Genomic DNA, 15,922 nt, shown 5'->3' with positions numbered 1-15,922 from the left:
GGTCCAGAGAGCGGACGCCGAACGGCCAAGGTCAGCAGCCGACACCCCTTGCGGAGCCCGCGTCAGCGGTCGCCGGTGCCTGCTGCCCGCCCGCACGACCACGGCGGACCGGCGCGCTCCCATGGACACTCCGCCGGGCTCGACAGTCGGCCGACGTCGGCGCGCTCACCCTGCGGCCGACAGGTCGGCCCGCTTCTCCTGTCAGCGGTCGGCCAGTGCCTTCTCGCCCGCTCTGCGCATCGCGGCGACGGGGGCCGGCCGGTGGCCGGTCATCTGTTCCACCTGGAGTACGGCCTGGTGGACCAGGAGGTCGAGGCCGCTGACGACCGCGCCGCCGTAGCCGGACCAGCGGGCCGCGAGGTCGGTGGGCCAGGGGTCGTAGAGGACGTCGAAGAGGGTGGCGGGGCGTTCCGGTACGGCGGAGGAGAGGGCGTCCGTGGTGCCCGCGGGGGTGGTCGCGAAGACCAGGGGGGCACGCAGGCCTTCCGCCGCGTCGGCCCAGTCCGCCGTACGGACGTCCACGTCGAGCCGCTCGCCCCACTGGCGCATCTCGGCGGCGCGGGCCTCGCTGCGGACGTAGGCGACGACCTCGCCGGTGCAGATCCGGGAGAGGGCGGCGAGCGCGGAGGAAGCCGTGGCGCCGGCGCCGAGGATCGCGGCCGAGTCGACCTGTTCGATGCCGTGTTCGCGGAGGGCGGCGACCATGCCGGGGATGTCGGTGTTGTCGCCGACGCTGCGGCCGTCCTCGGTGAATACGACCGTGTTGACCGCGTCCACCGATGCCGCTGTCTCGCTGATCGCGTCGAGCAGCGGTATGACGGCCCGCTTCAGCGGCATCGTGAGGGACAGCCCCGCCCACTCCGGTCCGAGGTTCTCGAAGAACCCCGGCAGGCCGGCCTCGTCGACGTCGAAGCGGTCGTAGGACCAGTCGTCGAGCCCCAACTCCCCGTATGCCGCGCGATGCAGCACCGGGGAGAGGGAGTGGGCGATGGGTGAACCGAGAACGGCCGCCCGGCGGGCGTCAGTTGCCCGTGTTGGCATTGAACTTTTCCTTGAGTGCCTGGAACGCGGCGTACGTCTTGGCGAATTCGGTCTTGTTCTGGCCGTCGGTCGCCACGAAGTAGATCCAGCCGTCGTGTGTCGGATTCAGTGCCGCCGCCAGAGCCTCGGCACCGGGGTTGTCGATCGGTCCGGGCGGCAGGCCCTTTTGGGTGTAGGTGTTGTACGGGTCCTTGTTGCTGTTGATCTCGGACTCGCTGATACGGATGTTGCTCTGACCCTTCAGGTAATTGAAGGTCGAGTCGAATTGCAGGTATCGGTTGGTCTCGGTGTTCGTGCTCTTGAGCCGGTTGTAGACGACTTCAGCCATCTTTCGGAAGTCCTCGTGCGTCTTGCCCTCGGCCTGGACGAGGCTGGCGACCGTGATGACCTGCAGCGGACTGTCCAGATTGAGCGCCTTGGCCTTCGCCGAGAGGTCGATCGCGTCGTAATTGTCGTTGGCCTGGGAGACCATTTGTTTAAGGACCGTTTCGGGTTTCATGCCCTTGGCGGCACCATAGGTTCCCGGGTAGAGGAAGCCCTCCAGCGGGTCCTTGATGTTCGAGTTGTCGTTCGCCCAGTCGGGCAGTCCGAAGCTCTTGAATTCCTTCTTGGCGATGGCCTTGGTGGTGCCGTCGGAAATCTGGAGTTTCTTGTCGATCGCCGCGTAGACCTGGGCATTTCGCCAGCCGGGGGCGACGATGAGATTGTCCTGGCTCTTGGGGTCGAGCATCAGCTTGACGGCGGCCGCGGCGGACATCTCTTTCTTCAGCAGAAAGACGCCCGCCTGGATCTTCTTCCCGTCGGGATTCTGCGACTGGGCGGCGACGAAAGCGTCGACGCTCTTGACGACGCCCGCCTCTTTCAGCTTCTGCCCGATGTCCGATCCGAAGGCACCCTTGGGGATGGTGACGCTGACCGAACCGGTACCGTCGCCCGCGTAGTCGGGCGCCGAGCCGAAACGGTTCTGGTAGAAGTGCCAGCCGAGGTAGCTGACGGTGGCCAGGCCGCCGCCGAACACCAGGACGACGACCAGGCAGGCACAGCCGTTACGGCGCTTCTTCTCCTTGCCGCCTTTGCCCTTGCCGCCCTTGCCCTTGCCCTTGCCGCGCCGACGGCCGTCCTCCGGCTCGTCGTCGGCCTCGTCATCGTCGTCACCGCCACCCGCGAAGAACGCGTGTTCGCCCTCATCGGGTCCCGGGTCCCAGTCGGTCTGCTCCGGTTCGGGTTCCGTGCGGCGCTTGCCGGGCGGCTCCGGCGGCGGGAACGCGTCGGGCGTCCCGTAGAAATCGGGCTGCTGTTCGCCGTAGGCGGCGGCCTGTTGTGCGTACGGGTCGCCGGGGTCGGCGGCGTAGGGGACCTGGGCGTGCGGTTGGGTGCCGTCCCAGCCGCCCTGCTGGTACTGCTGCTGCTGACCGACGTACTGCTGATGGCTCTGATCGACGTACTGCTGCTGGTCCGCCCACTGTTGCTGGTCGGGGTACTGCTGGGGGTGGCCCTGTTCGTCGTAGACCTGGTACTGCTGCGCCTGACCGTAGTCGGCCTGCTGGCCGTTGCCCCAGTCGCCGTACTGCTGCGGCTGCTGCGGCTGTTCCGGATAGTGCTGCGGCTGGCCGTCGTAGGAGGACTGCTGGCCCACGTGGGCCTGCTGGCCTTCCCATCCGATGTCCCCGAACAACGGGTCCTCCGGATGCCACGGTTCGGAGCCTGGGCCCCGGCCATACTCAGTCATCGATCCCCTAGAGCCGCGAGGCGGCGGTCGCGGCGCTTGGGGCTCCGGCTCCCGTCCCGCCTCTTGCTGTGCCATGGCTGTTCGAACACCATCGCATCGCGCGGAACGTTACCGTATCGCGATCAGATGACCACTTCGACGCCCTCGCCGGGTGGTTTACCTGACACCCGTTCGGATTCCAACGCCTGCTGAAGGATGATGACCGCCGCTGCCTGGTCGATGACCGAGCGGCCCTTCTTGGAGGTGACGCCCGAGGCGCGCAGTCCCTGACTGGCCGTCACTGTGGTCATCCGTTCGTCCAACAGTCTGACCGGTACCGGGGCGATACCCCTGGCCAGCTCCTGGGCGAAGGCCCGGACCTTCACGGCGGCCGGCCCCTCGCCGCCCTTGAGGGAGCGCGGGAGGCCGACGACGACTTCGACCGGTTCGTACTCCTCGACGAGCTGCCTCAGCCGGCGGTGTGCGGCCGGGATGTCTCGGCCGGGGACCGTCTCGACGGGAGTGGCGAGGATCCCGTCGGGGTCGCACGAGGCGACCCCGATGCGGGCGTCCCCGACGTCGAGCGCGAGCCGACGTCCTCTTCTCATACTCTCGACCGCTTCTTACTTCGCCGTGTCGGCGACGAGACGCTCGACGGCGTCGACGGCCTCGCCGACGGCGGCCGGGTTCTGGCCGCCGCCCTGGGCCACGTCCGGCTTGCCGCCACCGCCGCCGCCGAGGGTCTTGGCGGCGGCGCGCACCAGGTCACCGGCCTTGAGACCGCGCTCGCGGGCGGCTTCGTTGGTGGCGATGACGGTGAGCGGCTTGCCGTTGTTGACCGTGAAGAGGGCGACCACGGCGGCGCGTCCGCCCTGGATCCGGCCGCGCACGTCGAGGACCAGCTTGCGCAGGTCGTCCGGGGTGGTGCCGTCCGGGACCTGGCCGGTGACGACGGCGATGCCGTGCACGTCCTTGGCGGACTCGACGAGACCGGCGGCGGCCTGCAGCACCTTCTCGGCGCGGAACTTCTCGATCTCCTTCTCGGCGTCCTTCAGCTTGCCGAGCATGGCGGAGACCTTCTCCGGAAGCTCCTCCGGGCGGCCCTTGATCAGCTCCTGGAGCTGGGCGACGACCGTGTGCTCACGGGCGAGGAAGTTGTAGGCGTCGACACCGACGAGCGCTTCGATACGGCGGACACCGGAGCCGATCGACGACTCGCCGAGCAGCTTCACCAGGCCGAGCTGGGAGGTGTTGTGGACGTGGGTGCCGCCGCACAGCTCCTTGGAGAAGTCGCCGATGGTGACCACGCGGACCCGCTCGCCGTACTTCTCGCCGAACTCGGCGATGGCGCCCTGCTTCTTGGCCTCGTCGAGGCTGAGGATCTCGGCGTGCACGTCCAGGTCGCGGGCGAGCACCTCGTTGATCTTCTGCTCGACGTCGGTCATCACGGCGGTGGGAACGGCGGACGGCGAACCGAAGTCGAAGCGGAAGCGGCCCGGCTGGTTCTCGGAACCGGCCTGCGCGGCCGTCGGACCCAGCGCGTCACGCAGTGCCTGGTGGGTGAGGTGGGTGGCCGAGTGGGCGCGGGCGATGGCGGTACGGCGGCGGATGTCGATCGCGGCCTCGGCCTTGGCGCCGACGGTGACCTCGCCGAACTGGACGACGCCCTTGTGGACGTAGACCCCGGGCACCGGCTTCTGGCAGTCGCGGATCTCGATCACGGCACCGGACTCGACCTTGATCCGGCCGGTGTCGCCGATCTGGCCGCCGCCCTCGGCGTAGAAGGGGGTGCGGTCGAGGACGATCTCGACCTCGTCGCCCTCAGTGGCGGCCGGGGAGGAGACACCGTCGACGAGGATGCCGACGATGGTGGACTCGCCCTGGGTGTCCGAGTAGCCGATGAAGTCGGTCTCGCCGGCCTTGTCGGCGATCTCGCGGTAGGCACCGACGCCGGCGTGCCCGGTCTTCTTGGCCTGCGCGTCGGCCTTGGCCTGGTCGCGCTGCTGCTTCATCAGGCGGCGGAAACCGTCCTCGTCCACGGAAAGGCCCTGTTCGGCGGCCATTTCGAGGGTGAGGTCGATCGGGAAGCCCCAGGTGTCGTGGAGCAGGAACGCCTTGTCGCCGGCGAGGACCTTGCCGCCCGACTGCTTGGTGTCGGCGATGGCGGTGTCGAGGATGTTGGTGCCGGCCTTCAGCGTCTTGACGAAGGCGGCCTCCTCGGCGAGGGCCACGGTCTCGATGCGCTGGCGGTCGGTGACGAGCTCGGGGTACTGCTGGCCCATCATCGCGATGACCGTGTCGATGAGGTCCTTGACGACCAGGCCTGTGGCGCCGAGCAGTCGCATGTTGCGGATGGCGCGGCGCATGATCCGGCGCAGGACGTAACCGCGGCCCTCGTTGCCGGGGGTGACGCCGTCGCCGATGAGCATCACGGAGGTACGCATGTGGTCGGTGACCACGCGCAGGGAAACGTCGGACTCGTGCGAGTCGCCGTACTCGACGCCGGTCAGCTCGGTGGCCTTCTTGATGACGGCCATGGAGGTGTCGATCTCGTACATGTTCTGCACGCCCTGCAGGATCATCGCGAGGCGCTCCAGGCCGAGGCCCGTGTCGATGTTCTTGCTGGGCAGCTCGCCGAGGATCTCGAAGTCCTCCTTGCCGATGCCCTCGCCGCGCTCGTACTGCATGAAGACCAGGTTCCAGATCTCCACGTACCGCTCGTCGTTGACGGCCGGGCCGCCCTCGACGCCGAACTCGGGGCCGCGGTCGTAGTTGATCTCGGAGCACGGGCCGCAGGGACCGGGGACGCCCATGGACCAGTAGTTGTCCTTCTTGCCGAGGCGCTGGATGCGCTCGGCCGGGACGCCGATCTTGTCGCGCCAGATGGTCTCGGCCTCGTCGTCGTCGAGGTAGACCGTGATCCAGAGGCGCTCGGGGTCGAGGCCGTAACCACCCTTGTCCTGGGGCGAGGTGAGCAGCTCCCAGGCGTAGGTGATGGCGCCTTCCTTGAAGTAGTCGCCGAAGGAGAAGTTGCCGCACATCTGGAAGAACGTGCCGTGGCGCGTGGTCTTGCCGACCTCTTCGATGTCGGGCGTGCGCACGCACTTCTGCACGCTGGTGGCGCGCGGCCACGGCGGCTTGACCTCGCCGAGGAAGTACGGCTTGAAGGGGACCATGCCGGCGGGGACCAGGAGCAGAGTCGGGTCGTCCGCGATGAGCGACGCCGAGGGGACAACGGTGTGGCCGCGCTCCTCGTAGAAGCTCAGCCAGCGGCGGCGGATTTCAGCCGACTCCATCAGTGGTCCTCATTCCGGTTGTACGAGTACGTCGTCCTGTCGTTGCTTTCGACGGACCTTGGGTTGCTGCGGTTCTCGATGGCGATGTGCTGCCTGGCGGCGGGGAGTTCGGGGTCGACCGGGGCGTTGATCCCCAGCGCGTCGCCGAGTTCGGCCTCCCGCTGCGCCATGCCCGCGCGGACGTCGAGCGCGAAGCCCACCGCGCTGTCCTTGAGCCGGTGCCCGGCTTCGAGCGCCTTGTTGGCCGCGACTGCGGCGAGATGCTCGGGGGTCAGCTGCTTCAGCTTGCGATTGACCTTGGTGGTCGCCCAGACACCGGCGGCCACGCCCGTGCCGAACCAGAACGTACGGCGGAACATCGCTCGGTCAGTCCTTCTTCCGGGTGCGCTTGCCCCGCCGTCCGGCCGGGACGGTACGGCCCACGATCACCGTACGACGGGACGCCCCGGACGGCGCGGGCACGTCCTCGCGTCGGCCGCCCAGGGCCCGGCGGACGCCGTAGCCGAAGGCCGCGACCTTGACGAGGGGACCGCCGAAGGTGGAGGCGACGGTGGTGGACAGGGCGGAGGCGTTCGAGGTGACTTCCTGGACGTCGGTGGCGATCGCGTCGACCCGGTCGATCTGGGTCTGCGCGGAGCGCACCGCCGCGGAGGCGTCCGCCAGCAGCGGCACGGCCTGGTCGGTCACGTCCGCGACCAGCTTGGTGGTCGCCCTGAGCGTCTGGGCCAGCCTCACCAGTGCGACGGCGAGGAACGAGACCAGGATCGCCCAGAAGACGGCCACCAGGATCCCGGCCACCTCTCCACCGGACACCTGACACCCGCTCTCATAAACACCTGTAGATAACTGGCCCCGAGCCTATCGCGCCGGGGATGGCGCTCCGTACCGCATTACCGCCCCGCGCGCAGTGGAGTTGGGCGAAGCGATTGTACGGACTGAATACGGTTCAGTACGCTCCGTGTTCCATGCGAGCTTCCCATGGCGGCGACGCCACCGCGGACGGCAATCTGCCCCTCGAACCCGACCGGTTCGTGGGCCGCTCGGCCGAACTCACCGAACTGGCACGGGCGCTCGACGCCTCCCGTCTGGTCACGGTGACCGGGCCCGGCGGGGTCGGCAAGTCCCGGCTCGCGGCCCACGCGGCGGCCCGGTCCGCTCCCCCGGACGGCGTGTGGCGGGTGGAACTGGCGCCGGTGCGCGATCCGGAACTCGTGGACTTCGCGGTCGTAGAAGCACTGGGGCTGACGGACCACACCACGCGGCTGCCGCGGGAGGCACTGCTCGCACATCTGATGGGGCGTCAACTCCTGCTGGTACTGGACGGGTTCGAGCATCTGGTGGAGGTGTGTGCCCCGCTGGTGGCCGAGTTGGTGGGGCGGGTGCCGGGGCTGCGGGTGCTCGCGGTGGGGCGGCGGCCGTTGGAGCTGGCGGGCGAGCGGGTGGTGGCGCTGGCACCGTTGGGCGAGGGCGAGGCGGTGGAACTGCTGGCCGAGCGGGCCGCGCAGCAGGGGGTCGTCCTTGGGGAAGAGGACGCGGACGTACGGGAGTTGTGCCGGCGCCTGGACGGGATTCCGCTCGCCGTCGAGCTGGCGGCCGGGCGGTTGCGGGCCCTGTCGCCCGGGGAGTTGCTGGCGCGGTTCGACGACCGGTTCCGGTTGCTGGCCGGTGGGCGCAGGGACGTGTTACCCCGGCATCAGACGCTGCGGACGGCGATCGGCTGGAGCCATGAGCTGTGCACGCCCGAGGAACGGCTGCTGTGGGCGCGGCTCTCGGTGTTCGCCGGGCACTTCGACCTGGAGGCCGCCGAGTACGTCTGCGGCGGCGACGGACTGTCCTCGGACGGTGTCCTCGACGTGCTCTCCGAACTGCTCGCGCAGTCCGTGGTGGTCCGCGAGTTGACGGCGACGGGCGTGCGCTACCGGATGCTCGACACGATCCGGGCCTACGGCGCCGACTGGCTGGAGGCGGCCGGGGACGCGGCCCGGCTGCGGCGCAGGCACCGCGACTGGTACCTGGGCCTGGCCACCTGGTGCGAGCTGGACTGGTTCTCACCGCGTCAGGGCGAGGTCGCCGCGCGCGTGGAGGCGGAACTGCCGAATCTGCGCGGTGCCCTGGAGTACTGCCTGAACGAGCCGGACGAGACACATCTGGGCCAGTATCTGGCGGGCTCCCTGTGGTTCTACTGGGCGGGATGCGGGCGGCTCTCGGAGGGCCGGCACTGGCTGGAGCAGGCCGTGCAGCTCGACTCCGAGAACGACCAGTCGAGGCTGAAGGCCCTGTGGGTGCTCGGCTATGTGGCGATCCTCCAGGGCGACACCGTGCCCGCGCTGGCCGCGCTCCAGGAGTGCCGCGAGGAGGCCGACCACGCTGCGAACCCCACGGCGGTGGCGTACGCCGAACACCGCACCGGCTGCCTGGCGTTGGTCACGGACGACATGCCCCGCGCGGAGACCCTGCTGCGCTCTGCCCTCGACCGCTATCAGCAGATCGGCGAGCTGAACAGCAACGTCCTGATGGGCCAGGTCGAGCTGGCGATGGCGCGGGCCTTCCAGGGCGATCTGGCGGACGCGGTGAAGCTGTGCGAGGACGTGCGGCGGGTCTGCGAGGACCACGGCGAGCGGTGGACCCGGGCGTACGCGCTGTACGTCCTGGCCTACGTCGCCTGGAGCGAGGGCCGACTCCCGCACGCGCGCGACCTGTTGGCGGACTGTCTGGGCAGCGCGCACGGCTTCCGCGATCTGCTGGGCTCGGTGCTGGCGGTCGAACTGCTGGCCCTCGTCACGGCAGCGGAGGGCGACGTCGCCGAGGCCGCGCTGCTGCAGGGGGCTGCGGGCGAGATGTGGCCGTCGGTGGGGCTGCCGCTGTTCGGTTCGGCGTACTACAACGCGCCGCACGAGCTGTGCGAGGCGATGGCCCGGGAGCGGCTGGGCGACGGGCCGTACGAGGAGCGCGTACGGGAGGGTGCGCTGCTCGGCCGGGAGGCGGCCGTGGCGCGGGCGTTGGGGCAGCGGCGGCCCCTCGACGCCGTACCGGTGCCGCGTGGGCCCGTACGGCCTGCGCCGGTCGGCGTGGACATGCGAAAGCCCGCCGCCTCGCCCACCCGGAAGGGCGGGGAGACGGCGGGCTGACGTGGTGCAGGTGGTGCTACGTCCGTTGAGTGATCAGCGGGCGTAGTACTCGACGACGAGCTGCTCGTCGCAGATCACCGGGATCTCCTTGCGGTTCGGCTCGCGGTCCAGGCGGAACGCCAGGGCGCCGAGGTTCACCTGGAGGTAGCGCGGGGTCTCGCCGTCGGGGGCGAAGCCACCGGCGCGGGAGACCTCGAACAGGGTCTTGCTGCGGCTGCGCTCGCGGACCATGACGACGTCGTCCGGCTTGACGCGGAAGGACGGCTTGTCGACCTTCTGGCCGTTGACCTCGATGTGGCCGTGCACGACCATCTGGCGGGCCTGGTAGATCGTGCGGGCGATGCCCGAACGCAGGACCAGCGCGTCGAGACGACGCTCCAGCTCGATGATCAGGGCCTCACCGGTCTTGCCCTGGACCTTGGAGGCACGCTCGTAGGCGCGGACGAGCTGGCGCTCGGACACGTCGTACTGCGCGCGCAGACGCTGCTTCTCCAGCAGACGGACCTTGTAGTCCGAGTTCTGCTTGCGGCCACGACCGTGCTCACCCGGCGGGTAGGGACGGGCCTCGAAGTACTTGACGGCCTTCGGGGTCAGCGCGATGCCGAGGGCACGCGACTTCTTGACCTTGGGGCGGGACTGATTCGCCACGATGTCTCTCTCTGTCTGTCGGCTTGTCAGGGTGGTGAGGGAGGTCGCATCCGCAGCCGGGGAAACCCGCCGGAACCCTTGCGGGACCTGGTGGGCAGCCGCTCCCCTGATCTGGGCACTACGTGCAGCACGCGAGTGGCCCACCGACCGGTCCCGCCTTGCGGCGGATGGTGGTGGGCTGCCCGCGACACCATTCGAACGGTGCGCGACGCTCCTGGAGCCGGTCCGAAAACCGGGGCTCCGGCTGACCGTCCCGTTCTGACAGCACGGGACACAGCACTTCGGGGGATTCTACAGGGTGCTCAGGACCGCTTACGACCAAGGTGTTTTCTGGTCCACTCCACGGCGTCCGCGTACCGCGCCTCCGCGCCGTGGCGCGTGGGTTCGTAGTACTCGCGGTCCTTCAGCTCCTCCGGGGCGTACTGCTGCTCGGCGATCCCCTCGGGCAGGTCGTGCGGGTAGACGTACCCCTGGGCGTGCCCCAGTTTGGCCGCGCCCTTGTAGTGCCCGTCCCGCAGATGCATCGGCACCGGGCCCGCGTGCCCCTTGCGTACGTCCTCCATGGCGGCGCCGATCGCCGTGGTCGCCGCGTTCGACTTCGGGGCCAGGGCGAGCGCGATGGTGGCGTGGCTGAGGGTGAGCGCGGCCTCCGGGAAGCCGATCATGGCTACGGCCTGGGCGGCGGCGACCGCGATCGGCAGCGCGTTGGGATCGGCGAGGCCGATGTCCTCGCTGGCGGAGATCATCAGGCGGCGGGCGATGAAGCGGGGGTCCTCGCCGGCCTCGATCATGCGGGCGAGGTAGTGCAGGGCCGCGTCGACGTCCGAGCCGCGGATGGACTTGATGAGGGCGCTGGCCACGTCGTAGTGCTGATCGCCGTCGCGGTCGTACTTCACGGCGGCCCGGTCGACCGTCTCCTCCAGGGTCTGGAGGGTGATGTCCGGCTCGCCCTTGTCGAGGGCGGCCCCGGCGGCGGCCTCCAGTGCGGTCAGCGCGCGGCGGGCGTCGCCGCCGGCGATGCGCAGCAGGTGGTTCTCGCTGTCCTCGGGGAGGGTGACCGCGTCCTTGAGCCCGCGCTCGTCGGACAGTGCCCGGCGCAGCAGGGCGCGCAGGTCGTCGTCCGTGAGGGGTTCGAGGGTGAGGAGCAGGGAGCGGGACAGCAGCGGGGAGATCACCGAGAAGTACGGGTTCTCCGTGGTCGCCGCGATCAGGGTGATCCAGCGGTTCTCCACGGCCGGGAGCAGGGAGTCCTGCTGGGCCTTGCTGAAGCGGTGGATCTCGTCGAGGAAGAGGACGGTCTCCTTGCCGAAGCCCCCGGTGGCGCGGCGGGCGCCGTCGATGACCGCGCGGACCTCTTTGACGCCCGCGGTGATCGCGGACAGCTCCACGAACCGCTTGTTGGTGGCCTTGGAGACGACATAGGCGAGGGTCGTCTTCCCGGTGCCGGGCGGCCCCCAGAGGATCACCGAGGACGCTCCGGCCGGGCCGCCCGCACCCTCGCCGACGAGTCGGCGCAGGGGCGAGCCAGGCTTCAGCAGATGCTGCTGGCCCACGACCTCGTCGAGGGTGCGCGGGCGCATCCGTACCGCCAGGGGACTGCTGGACGGGTCCTTCTCCTGGCGTTCTTCGGCTGCGGCGGTGAAAAGGTCGGGCTCCACGTCGAAAACCCTATGTCACGCCACTGACAATCCCGTCTGGTCGGGCTTACGCCCAGAGCTGGGTGCCCCAGCGGGTCAGGATCAGCATCGCGATGATGCCGACGTGGGTGACCGGGAGGACCCAGGTGAACTCGCCCAGGAAGTTCTTGACCGGGCGCGGGACCTTCAGGAAGTCGTTGCGCATGTTGAACGAGGTGACGTACCAGAACATCGTGATCGTGGCGACCCAGGCCAGCGAGCACCACAGGCACAGCGCGTTGATCCGGTACAGGGACTGGAACTGCAGCCAGGTGCAGAAGCCTACTCCGAAGAGCGTGCCGAAGTTGAAGGTCAGCCAGTACCAGCGGGGGAACTCGACCCGGGTCAGCAGGCTGATGCCGACGCAGATGACGATGCCGTAGGCGACCAGGCCGAGCATCGGGTTCGGGAAGCCGAAGGCCGCGGCCTGCTTGCTCTCCATGACGCTGCCGCAGGACACGATCGGGTTGATGCTGCAGCTCGGGGTGAACGTCTTGCCCGCGAGCTTGCCCTCAAGGATCTTGAACTTGTCGATCGTGATGACCCACGCGGCGAGCAGGCCGGCCGCACCAGTGATCACCAGCAGCACGGCGAAGGCCCGGCTGCTGCCGACCGTGCGCGGCTCCTCTGCCGTGTGCTCCGGCTCGGAGTCGGTGGAGACGTCCTTCACTGTCGTCTTGCTCATCACGCCGATCCGTCACTTGAGAGTTGGACCTTCTTCGGGCAGGGCCATTGTGCCGTACGCACAGGCCTGTCCACCGTTCGGTGGACATAAGGAAGTACGCACGGTCGTCCCTGAGCGCTCGATTCCGGACGATGCTCATCGCATGACAACACAGGCGAACGAACTCGCAGTGGATGTGCGGGGGCTGCGCAAGCAGTACGGGGACGTGACCGCCGTCGACGGAATCGATCTGGAGATCCGCACCGGGGAGGTGTTCGGCCTGCTCGGGCCCAACGGCGCGGGCAAGAGCACCACGGTGGAGATCCTCCAGGGCAATCGCGGCCGGGACGCGGGCGAGGTCCTGGTACTCGGGTCGGACCCGGCCACGGGCACACGCGCGTGGCGTTCGCGGGTCGGCATCGTCTGGCAGGACGAATCGGCACCCGCGGAGTTGACGGTCGGCGAGACCGTACGGCACTTCGCCCGCTACTACCCGCGTCCGCGCGACCCCGAGGAGGTCATCGGCCTGGTGGGTCTTGAGGCCAAGGCGGACAGCCGCATCAAGGCGCTGTCGGGCGGACAGCGTCGTCGGCTCGACGTGGCCCTCGGAGTGATCGGCGATCCGGAACTCCTGCTCCTGGACGAGCCGACGACCGGTTTCGACCCGGCGGCCCGGCGCCAGTTCTGGGACCTGATCCGCAAGCTGGCAGGCGAGGGCACCACCATCCTCCTCACCACCCACTACCTGGAGGAGGCGGAGAACCTCGCCGACCGCCTCGCCATCGTCGCCAAGGGCCGGGTGGTCGCCGAGGGCGAACCGGCCGCCCTGCGCGAGCGCCACGGCACCGGAGCCACCGTCGAGTGGACCGAGCCCGACGGCACCCCGCGCGCGGAGCACACGGACACTCCTACCAAGGTCGTGGCGGAGCTCATGCACCGCTACGACGGCGAGATCCCCGGCCTGCTGGTGACCCGCCCCACCCTGGAGGACGTCTACCTCCGCCTGACCGGACAGGAGGACGTGCGATGACCACGACCACGACTGCCGTACGGACCCGGACCAGGGCCCCCGAGGAACGGCTGCCCGGCGCCTGGGGGCTCGGGCTGCGGCGCGGGGTGCTGGAACTCAAACAGTTCTTCCGCCAGCGCGACCAGGTCGTCTTCACCTTCGCCTTCCCGGTCGTCTTCCTCTTCCTCTTCGCGTCGATCTTCAAGGACGACGTCCGGGGCGCGGGAGTCACCGCCTCCCAGCTCTACGTCCCGGCCATGATGGCCGCCGGCATCATGTCGACGAGTTTCCAGTCCCTCGGCATCTCGATCGCGATCGAACGCGACGAGAAGGTGCTGCGCCGCCTGCGCGGCACCCCGATGCCACCGGCCGCGTACTTCCTCGGCAAGATCTGGCTCGTTCTGGTCACGGGCCTGGTGGAAACGGCGATCCTGCTGCTCGTCGGGACCAGTTTCTACGGCGTCGACCTGCCCTCGTCGGCCACCAAGTGGCTGGACTTCGGGTGGATCTTCGTGCTCGGGCTGACGGCATGCGCGCTGCTCGGCATCGCGGTCAGCTCGGTGCCCAAGTCCGGCAAGAGCGCGACCTCCGTGGTCGTACTGCCCTTCCTGGTCCTGCAGTTCATCTCCGGGGTGTACATCTCCATCGACACCATCCCGGACTGGATGCTCAACATCGGCGCCCTGTTCCCGCTGAAGTGGATGTGCCAGGGGCTGCGCGGGGTGTTCCTGCCCTCGTCGGCGCAGGTGCTGGAGCAGGCCGGGAGCTGGGAGGTCGGGAAGGTCGCGCTGGTGCTCGGGGCGTGGTGCGTCGGAGGATTGCTGCTGTGTCTGCTGACCTTCCGGTGGAAGAACCGGCGCGACGGATGACCGGTCCCGCCCCCGTGAAGGGCTCGTACACCTGGGACCGCTCCTTCCGGCTCTGGGACACGTACTTCGCCCTGATCTGGCTGGCCACCCTGGTGTTCGTGCTCGGCACGGACAGGCCGGGGTGGCCGGTACGCGTCACGGCAGCAGCTCTGCTCCTCCCGCTCGTCCCGCTCTACGTCTGGATCGGGCGCCCGGTCCTCCAGGGCGATCCGCCCGACGAGCGGCGGGCCGTCGGCTACCTCGTGGCGCAGATGGCGCTGTTCCTGCCGTCTGCGGTGCTGGTCGGTGAGACCCGGCTGATGTGCTTCGCGCTCGTCCCGCCCTGCTTCATGGTGCTGCGGCTGCGCTGGGCGCTGATCGCGGTGACCGTGATCAACATCGCGCCGGTGATCGGCTGGACGCTGCTGTGGTGGCCCGGCGCCCAGGAGGTGTTCTTCAACTCGGTGTTCGCCGTGGTCACCCTGGTCTTCTCGATGGCCCTCGGCACGTGGATCATCCGGGTCATCGAACAGAGCCAGGAGCGCGCCGAGTTGATCGCCGAACTGGACGCGAGCCGCCACGAGGTCTCCCGGCTGTCGTCGGCGCACGGCGCGCTGGCCGAACGCGAGCGCATGGCCCGTGAGATCCACGACACCCTGGCCCAGGGCTTCACCAGTCTGCTGATGCTGATCCAGGCCGTGGAGGCCGAGTTGCACGACGACCCGGCGCAGGCCCGCCGCCATCTCGCCCTGATGGACGAGACCGCCCGGCAGAACCTCGCCGAGGCCCGCGCCCTGGTCGCCGGCGGCACACCGGCCGACCTCGCCGACGCCTCACTGCCGGACGCCCTGCGCCGCCTCGCCGCCCGCCATGACGCGACCCTGGACGTGACCGGCCCTGTGCGCGCCCTGCCCGCAGGACCCGAGGTGGTCGCCCTGCGCTCCTGCCAGGAGGCCCTTGCCAACGCCCGTAAGCACGCGGGGAGTTCGGCGACGGTGAGCCTCACGCTGGCGTACGCCGACGAGACGCTGACCCTGTCGGTACAGGACGACGGGTCCGGTTTCGAGCCGGACGCGGTGTCCGGCGGCTACGGCTTGGCGGGGCTCCGCACCCGGGCCGCCGAGGCGGGCGGGACGGCGCTGGTGCGCAGTGCGCCGGGAGCGGGCACGACGGTGACCGTACAACTGCCGGTGTCGCCCGTTTCGCCTTTGAGGAGTCCCCGATGATCCGGATCGTGCTGGCCGACGACCATCCCGTCGTACGGGAGGGTCTGCGGGCCATGCTCAGCGCCGAACCGGATCTCGACGTAATCGCCGACGCGTCCAGCGGGCCGCAGGCCGAGGCGCTGGCGGCCGAACTCCGGCCCGACATCGTGCTGATGGACCTGCGGATGCCGGGCGGCGGAGGCGTCGATTCCATCGTGCGGATGAGCGCGGCCGGGCTGCCGTGCCGGGTGATCGTCCTCACGACGTACGAGACGGACCGGGACATCCTGCGCGCGGTGGAGGCGGGGGCGGCGGGCTATCTGCTGAAGGATCTGCCTCGGGGGGAACTGGCGAACGCGGTACGGGCGGCGGCGCGCGGCGAGACGGTGTTGGCGCCCTCGGTGGCCGCGCGGTTGGTGGACCAGTTGCGGACGAAGCCGGAGCGTCCGCGGCTGTCCGAGCGGGAGACCGCGGTGCTGCGGTTGGTGGCGGAGGGGTGCACCAACGCGGAGATCGGTCGGCGGTTGTACATCGGGGAGTCGACCGTGAAGACCCATCTGCTGCGGGTCTTCGGCAAGTTGGGGGTGGACGACCGGACGGCGGCGGTGACGAGTGCGATGCGGTACGGGTTGCTGGACTGATGATTCTCGCCCCCGCCGCCCCTACCCGTCCCGTCCCTGGGGGCTGCCGCCCCCAGAC

General features: G+C 69.5%; 14 protein-coding genes. 5 read left to right on the top strand and 9 right to left on the bottom strand.

What is annotated here, in order from left to right; translation table 11 throughout:
* Positions 1-201 precede the first annotated feature (201 nt).
* The 6 genes from OC490_RS36225 to OC490_RS36200 form a co-directional block, all read right to left on the bottom strand.
* Complete coding sequence (locus tag OC490_RS36225; RefSeq protein WP_262062294.1) at positions 202-1,041, bottom strand: shikimate dehydrogenase; 840 nt, start codon at positions 1,039-1,041, stop codon at positions 202-204.
* Positions 1,022-2,770, bottom strand: a complete 1,749-nt coding sequence (mltG, locus tag OC490_RS36220; RefSeq protein ID WP_262062394.1) for an endolytic transglycosylase MltG — start codon at positions 2,768-2,770, stop codon at positions 1,022-1,024. Before mltG ends, OC490_RS36225 begins: the two co-directional genes overlap by 20 nt.
* A 122-nt stretch (positions 2,771-2,892) precedes the next feature.
* Entirely contained in the window at positions 2,893-3,357 is a 465-nt protein-coding gene (gene ruvX, locus OC490_RS36215) for a Holliday junction resolvase RuvX (protein WP_262062293.1), read from the bottom strand.
* A gap of 15 nt (positions 3,358-3,372) precedes the next feature.
* Positions 3,373-6,045 (bottom strand): alanine--tRNA ligase, encoded by a 2,673-nt coding sequence (gene alaS, locus OC490_RS36210; RefSeq protein WP_262062292.1) that lies wholly within the window; start codon positions 6,043-6,045, stop codon positions 3,373-3,375.
* A complete protein-coding gene (locus OC490_RS36205; protein WP_262062291.1) occupies positions 6,045-6,404 on the bottom strand; it encodes a hypothetical protein in 360 nt (119 codons plus the stop codon). Before OC490_RS36205 ends, alaS begins: the two co-directional genes overlap by 1 nt.
* A 7-nt stretch (positions 6,405-6,411) precedes the next feature.
* The gene (locus OC490_RS36200) at positions 6,412-6,858 is read right to left on the bottom strand and encodes a DUF948 domain-containing protein (RefSeq protein ID WP_262062290.1); all 447 of its coding nucleotides are present in this window, start codon (positions 6,856-6,858) and stop codon (positions 6,412-6,414) included.
* 152 nt (positions 6,859-7,010) lie between these two features.
* Between OC490_RS36200 and OC490_RS36195 the strand changes: the two genes are divergently transcribed.
* Positions 7,011-9,173: an ATP-binding protein gene (locus tag OC490_RS36195; protein ID WP_262062289.1), complete on the top strand. Its 2,163-nt coding sequence runs from the start codon at positions 7,011-7,013 to the stop codon at positions 9,171-9,173.
* Positions 9,174-9,206: 33 nt separating this feature from the next.
* On the opposite strand, the gene rpsD is transcribed toward OC490_RS36195, so the two are convergent.
* The 3 genes from rpsD to OC490_RS36180 form a co-directional block, all read right to left on the bottom strand.
* Positions 9,207-9,821 carry a 30S ribosomal protein S4 gene (rpsD, locus tag OC490_RS36190; protein WP_019066381.1) on the bottom strand — a complete coding sequence of 205 codons (615 nt, stop codon included), beginning with the start codon at positions 9,819-9,821 and terminating at the stop codon, positions 9,207-9,209.
* 302 nt (positions 9,822-10,123) lie between these two features.
* Positions 10,124-11,479 carry a replication-associated recombination protein A gene (locus OC490_RS36185; protein WP_262062288.1) on the bottom strand — a complete coding sequence of 452 codons (1,356 nt, stop codon included), beginning with the start codon at positions 11,477-11,479 and terminating at the stop codon, positions 10,124-10,126.
* A 46-nt stretch (positions 11,480-11,525) separates the two neighbouring features.
* On the bottom strand, positions 11,526-12,182 hold the full coding sequence (locus OC490_RS36180; protein WP_262062287.1) for a vitamin K epoxide reductase family protein: 657 nt from the start codon (positions 12,180-12,182) through the stop codon (positions 11,526-11,528).
* 142 nt (positions 12,183-12,324) lie between these two features.
* On the opposite strand from OC490_RS36180, the gene OC490_RS36175 reads away from it, so the two are divergent.
* From OC490_RS36175 to OC490_RS36160, 4 genes are read left to right on the top strand one after another with little or no spacing between them, the layout of a single operon-like run.
* The gene (locus OC490_RS36175) at positions 12,325-13,191 is read left to right on the top strand and encodes an ABC transporter ATP-binding protein (protein WP_262062286.1); all 867 of its coding nucleotides are present in this window, start codon (positions 12,325-12,327) and stop codon (positions 13,189-13,191) included.
* Positions 13,188-14,039, top strand: a complete 852-nt coding sequence (locus OC490_RS36170) for an ABC transporter permease (RefSeq protein ID WP_262062285.1) — start codon at positions 13,188-13,190, stop codon at positions 14,037-14,039. Before OC490_RS36175 ends, OC490_RS36170 begins: the two co-directional genes overlap by 4 nt.
* Positions 14,036-15,244 (top strand): sensor histidine kinase, encoded by a 1,209-nt coding sequence (locus tag OC490_RS36165; protein WP_262062284.1) that lies wholly within the window; start codon positions 14,036-14,038, stop codon positions 15,242-15,244. Before OC490_RS36170 ends, OC490_RS36165 begins: the two co-directional genes overlap by 4 nt.
* Positions 15,241-15,864 carry a response regulator gene (locus tag OC490_RS36160; protein ID WP_262062283.1) on the top strand — a complete coding sequence of 208 codons (624 nt, stop codon included), beginning with the start codon at positions 15,241-15,243 and terminating at the stop codon, positions 15,862-15,864. The genes OC490_RS36165 and OC490_RS36160 overlap by 4 nt, the downstream gene beginning before the upstream one ends.
* Positions 15,865-15,922 lie beyond the last annotated feature (58 nt).

It is taken from the genome of Streptomyces sp. STR69, from assembly GCF_024519455.1.
In the GTDB taxonomy this organism is placed as follows: domain Bacteria; phylum Actinomycetota; class Actinomycetes; order Streptomycetales; family Streptomycetaceae; genus Streptomyces.
Note: the sequence above shows the minus strand (reverse complement) of the source record. Positions and strands in the feature narration are given on the sequence as shown.

Coding starts and splice junctions, on each gene's coding strand:
- OC490_RS36225 (WP_262062294.1), bottom strand. CDS start 1,041: ATGCCAACACGGGCAACTGACGCCCGCCGGGCGGCCGTTCTCGGTTCA.
- mltG (WP_262062394.1), bottom strand. CDS start 2,770: ATGACTGAGTATGGCCGGGGCCCAGGCTCCGAACCGTGGCATCCGGAG.
- ruvX (WP_262062293.1), bottom strand. CDS start 3,357: ATGAGAAGAGGACGTCGGCTCGCGCTCGACGTCGGGGACGCCCGCATC.
- alaS (WP_262062292.1), bottom strand. CDS start 6,045: ATGGAGTCGGCTGAAATCCGCCGCCGCTGGCTGAGCTTCTACGAGGAG.
- OC490_RS36205 (WP_262062291.1), bottom strand. CDS start 6,404: ATGTTCCGCCGTACGTTCTGGTTCGGCACGGGCGTGGCCGCCGGTGTC.
- OC490_RS36195 (WP_262062289.1), top strand. CDS start 7,011: ATGCGAGCTTCCCATGGCGGCGACGCCACCGCGGACGGCAATCTGCCC.
- OC490_RS36180 (WP_262062287.1), bottom strand. CDS start 12,182: ATGAGCAAGACGACAGTGAAGGACGTCTCCACCGACTCCGAGCCGGAG.
- OC490_RS36175 (WP_262062286.1), top strand. CDS start 12,325: ATGACAACACAGGCGAACGAACTCGCAGTGGATGTGCGGGGGCTGCGC.
- OC490_RS36170 (WP_262062285.1), top strand. CDS start 13,188: ATGACCACGACCACGACTGCCGTACGGACCCGGACCAGGGCCCCCGAG.
- OC490_RS36165 (WP_262062284.1), top strand. CDS start 14,036: ATGACCGGTCCCGCCCCCGTGAAGGGCTCGTACACCTGGGACCGCTCC.
- OC490_RS36160 (WP_262062283.1), top strand. CDS start 15,241: ATGATCCGGATCGTGCTGGCCGACGACCATCCCGTCGTACGGGAGGGT.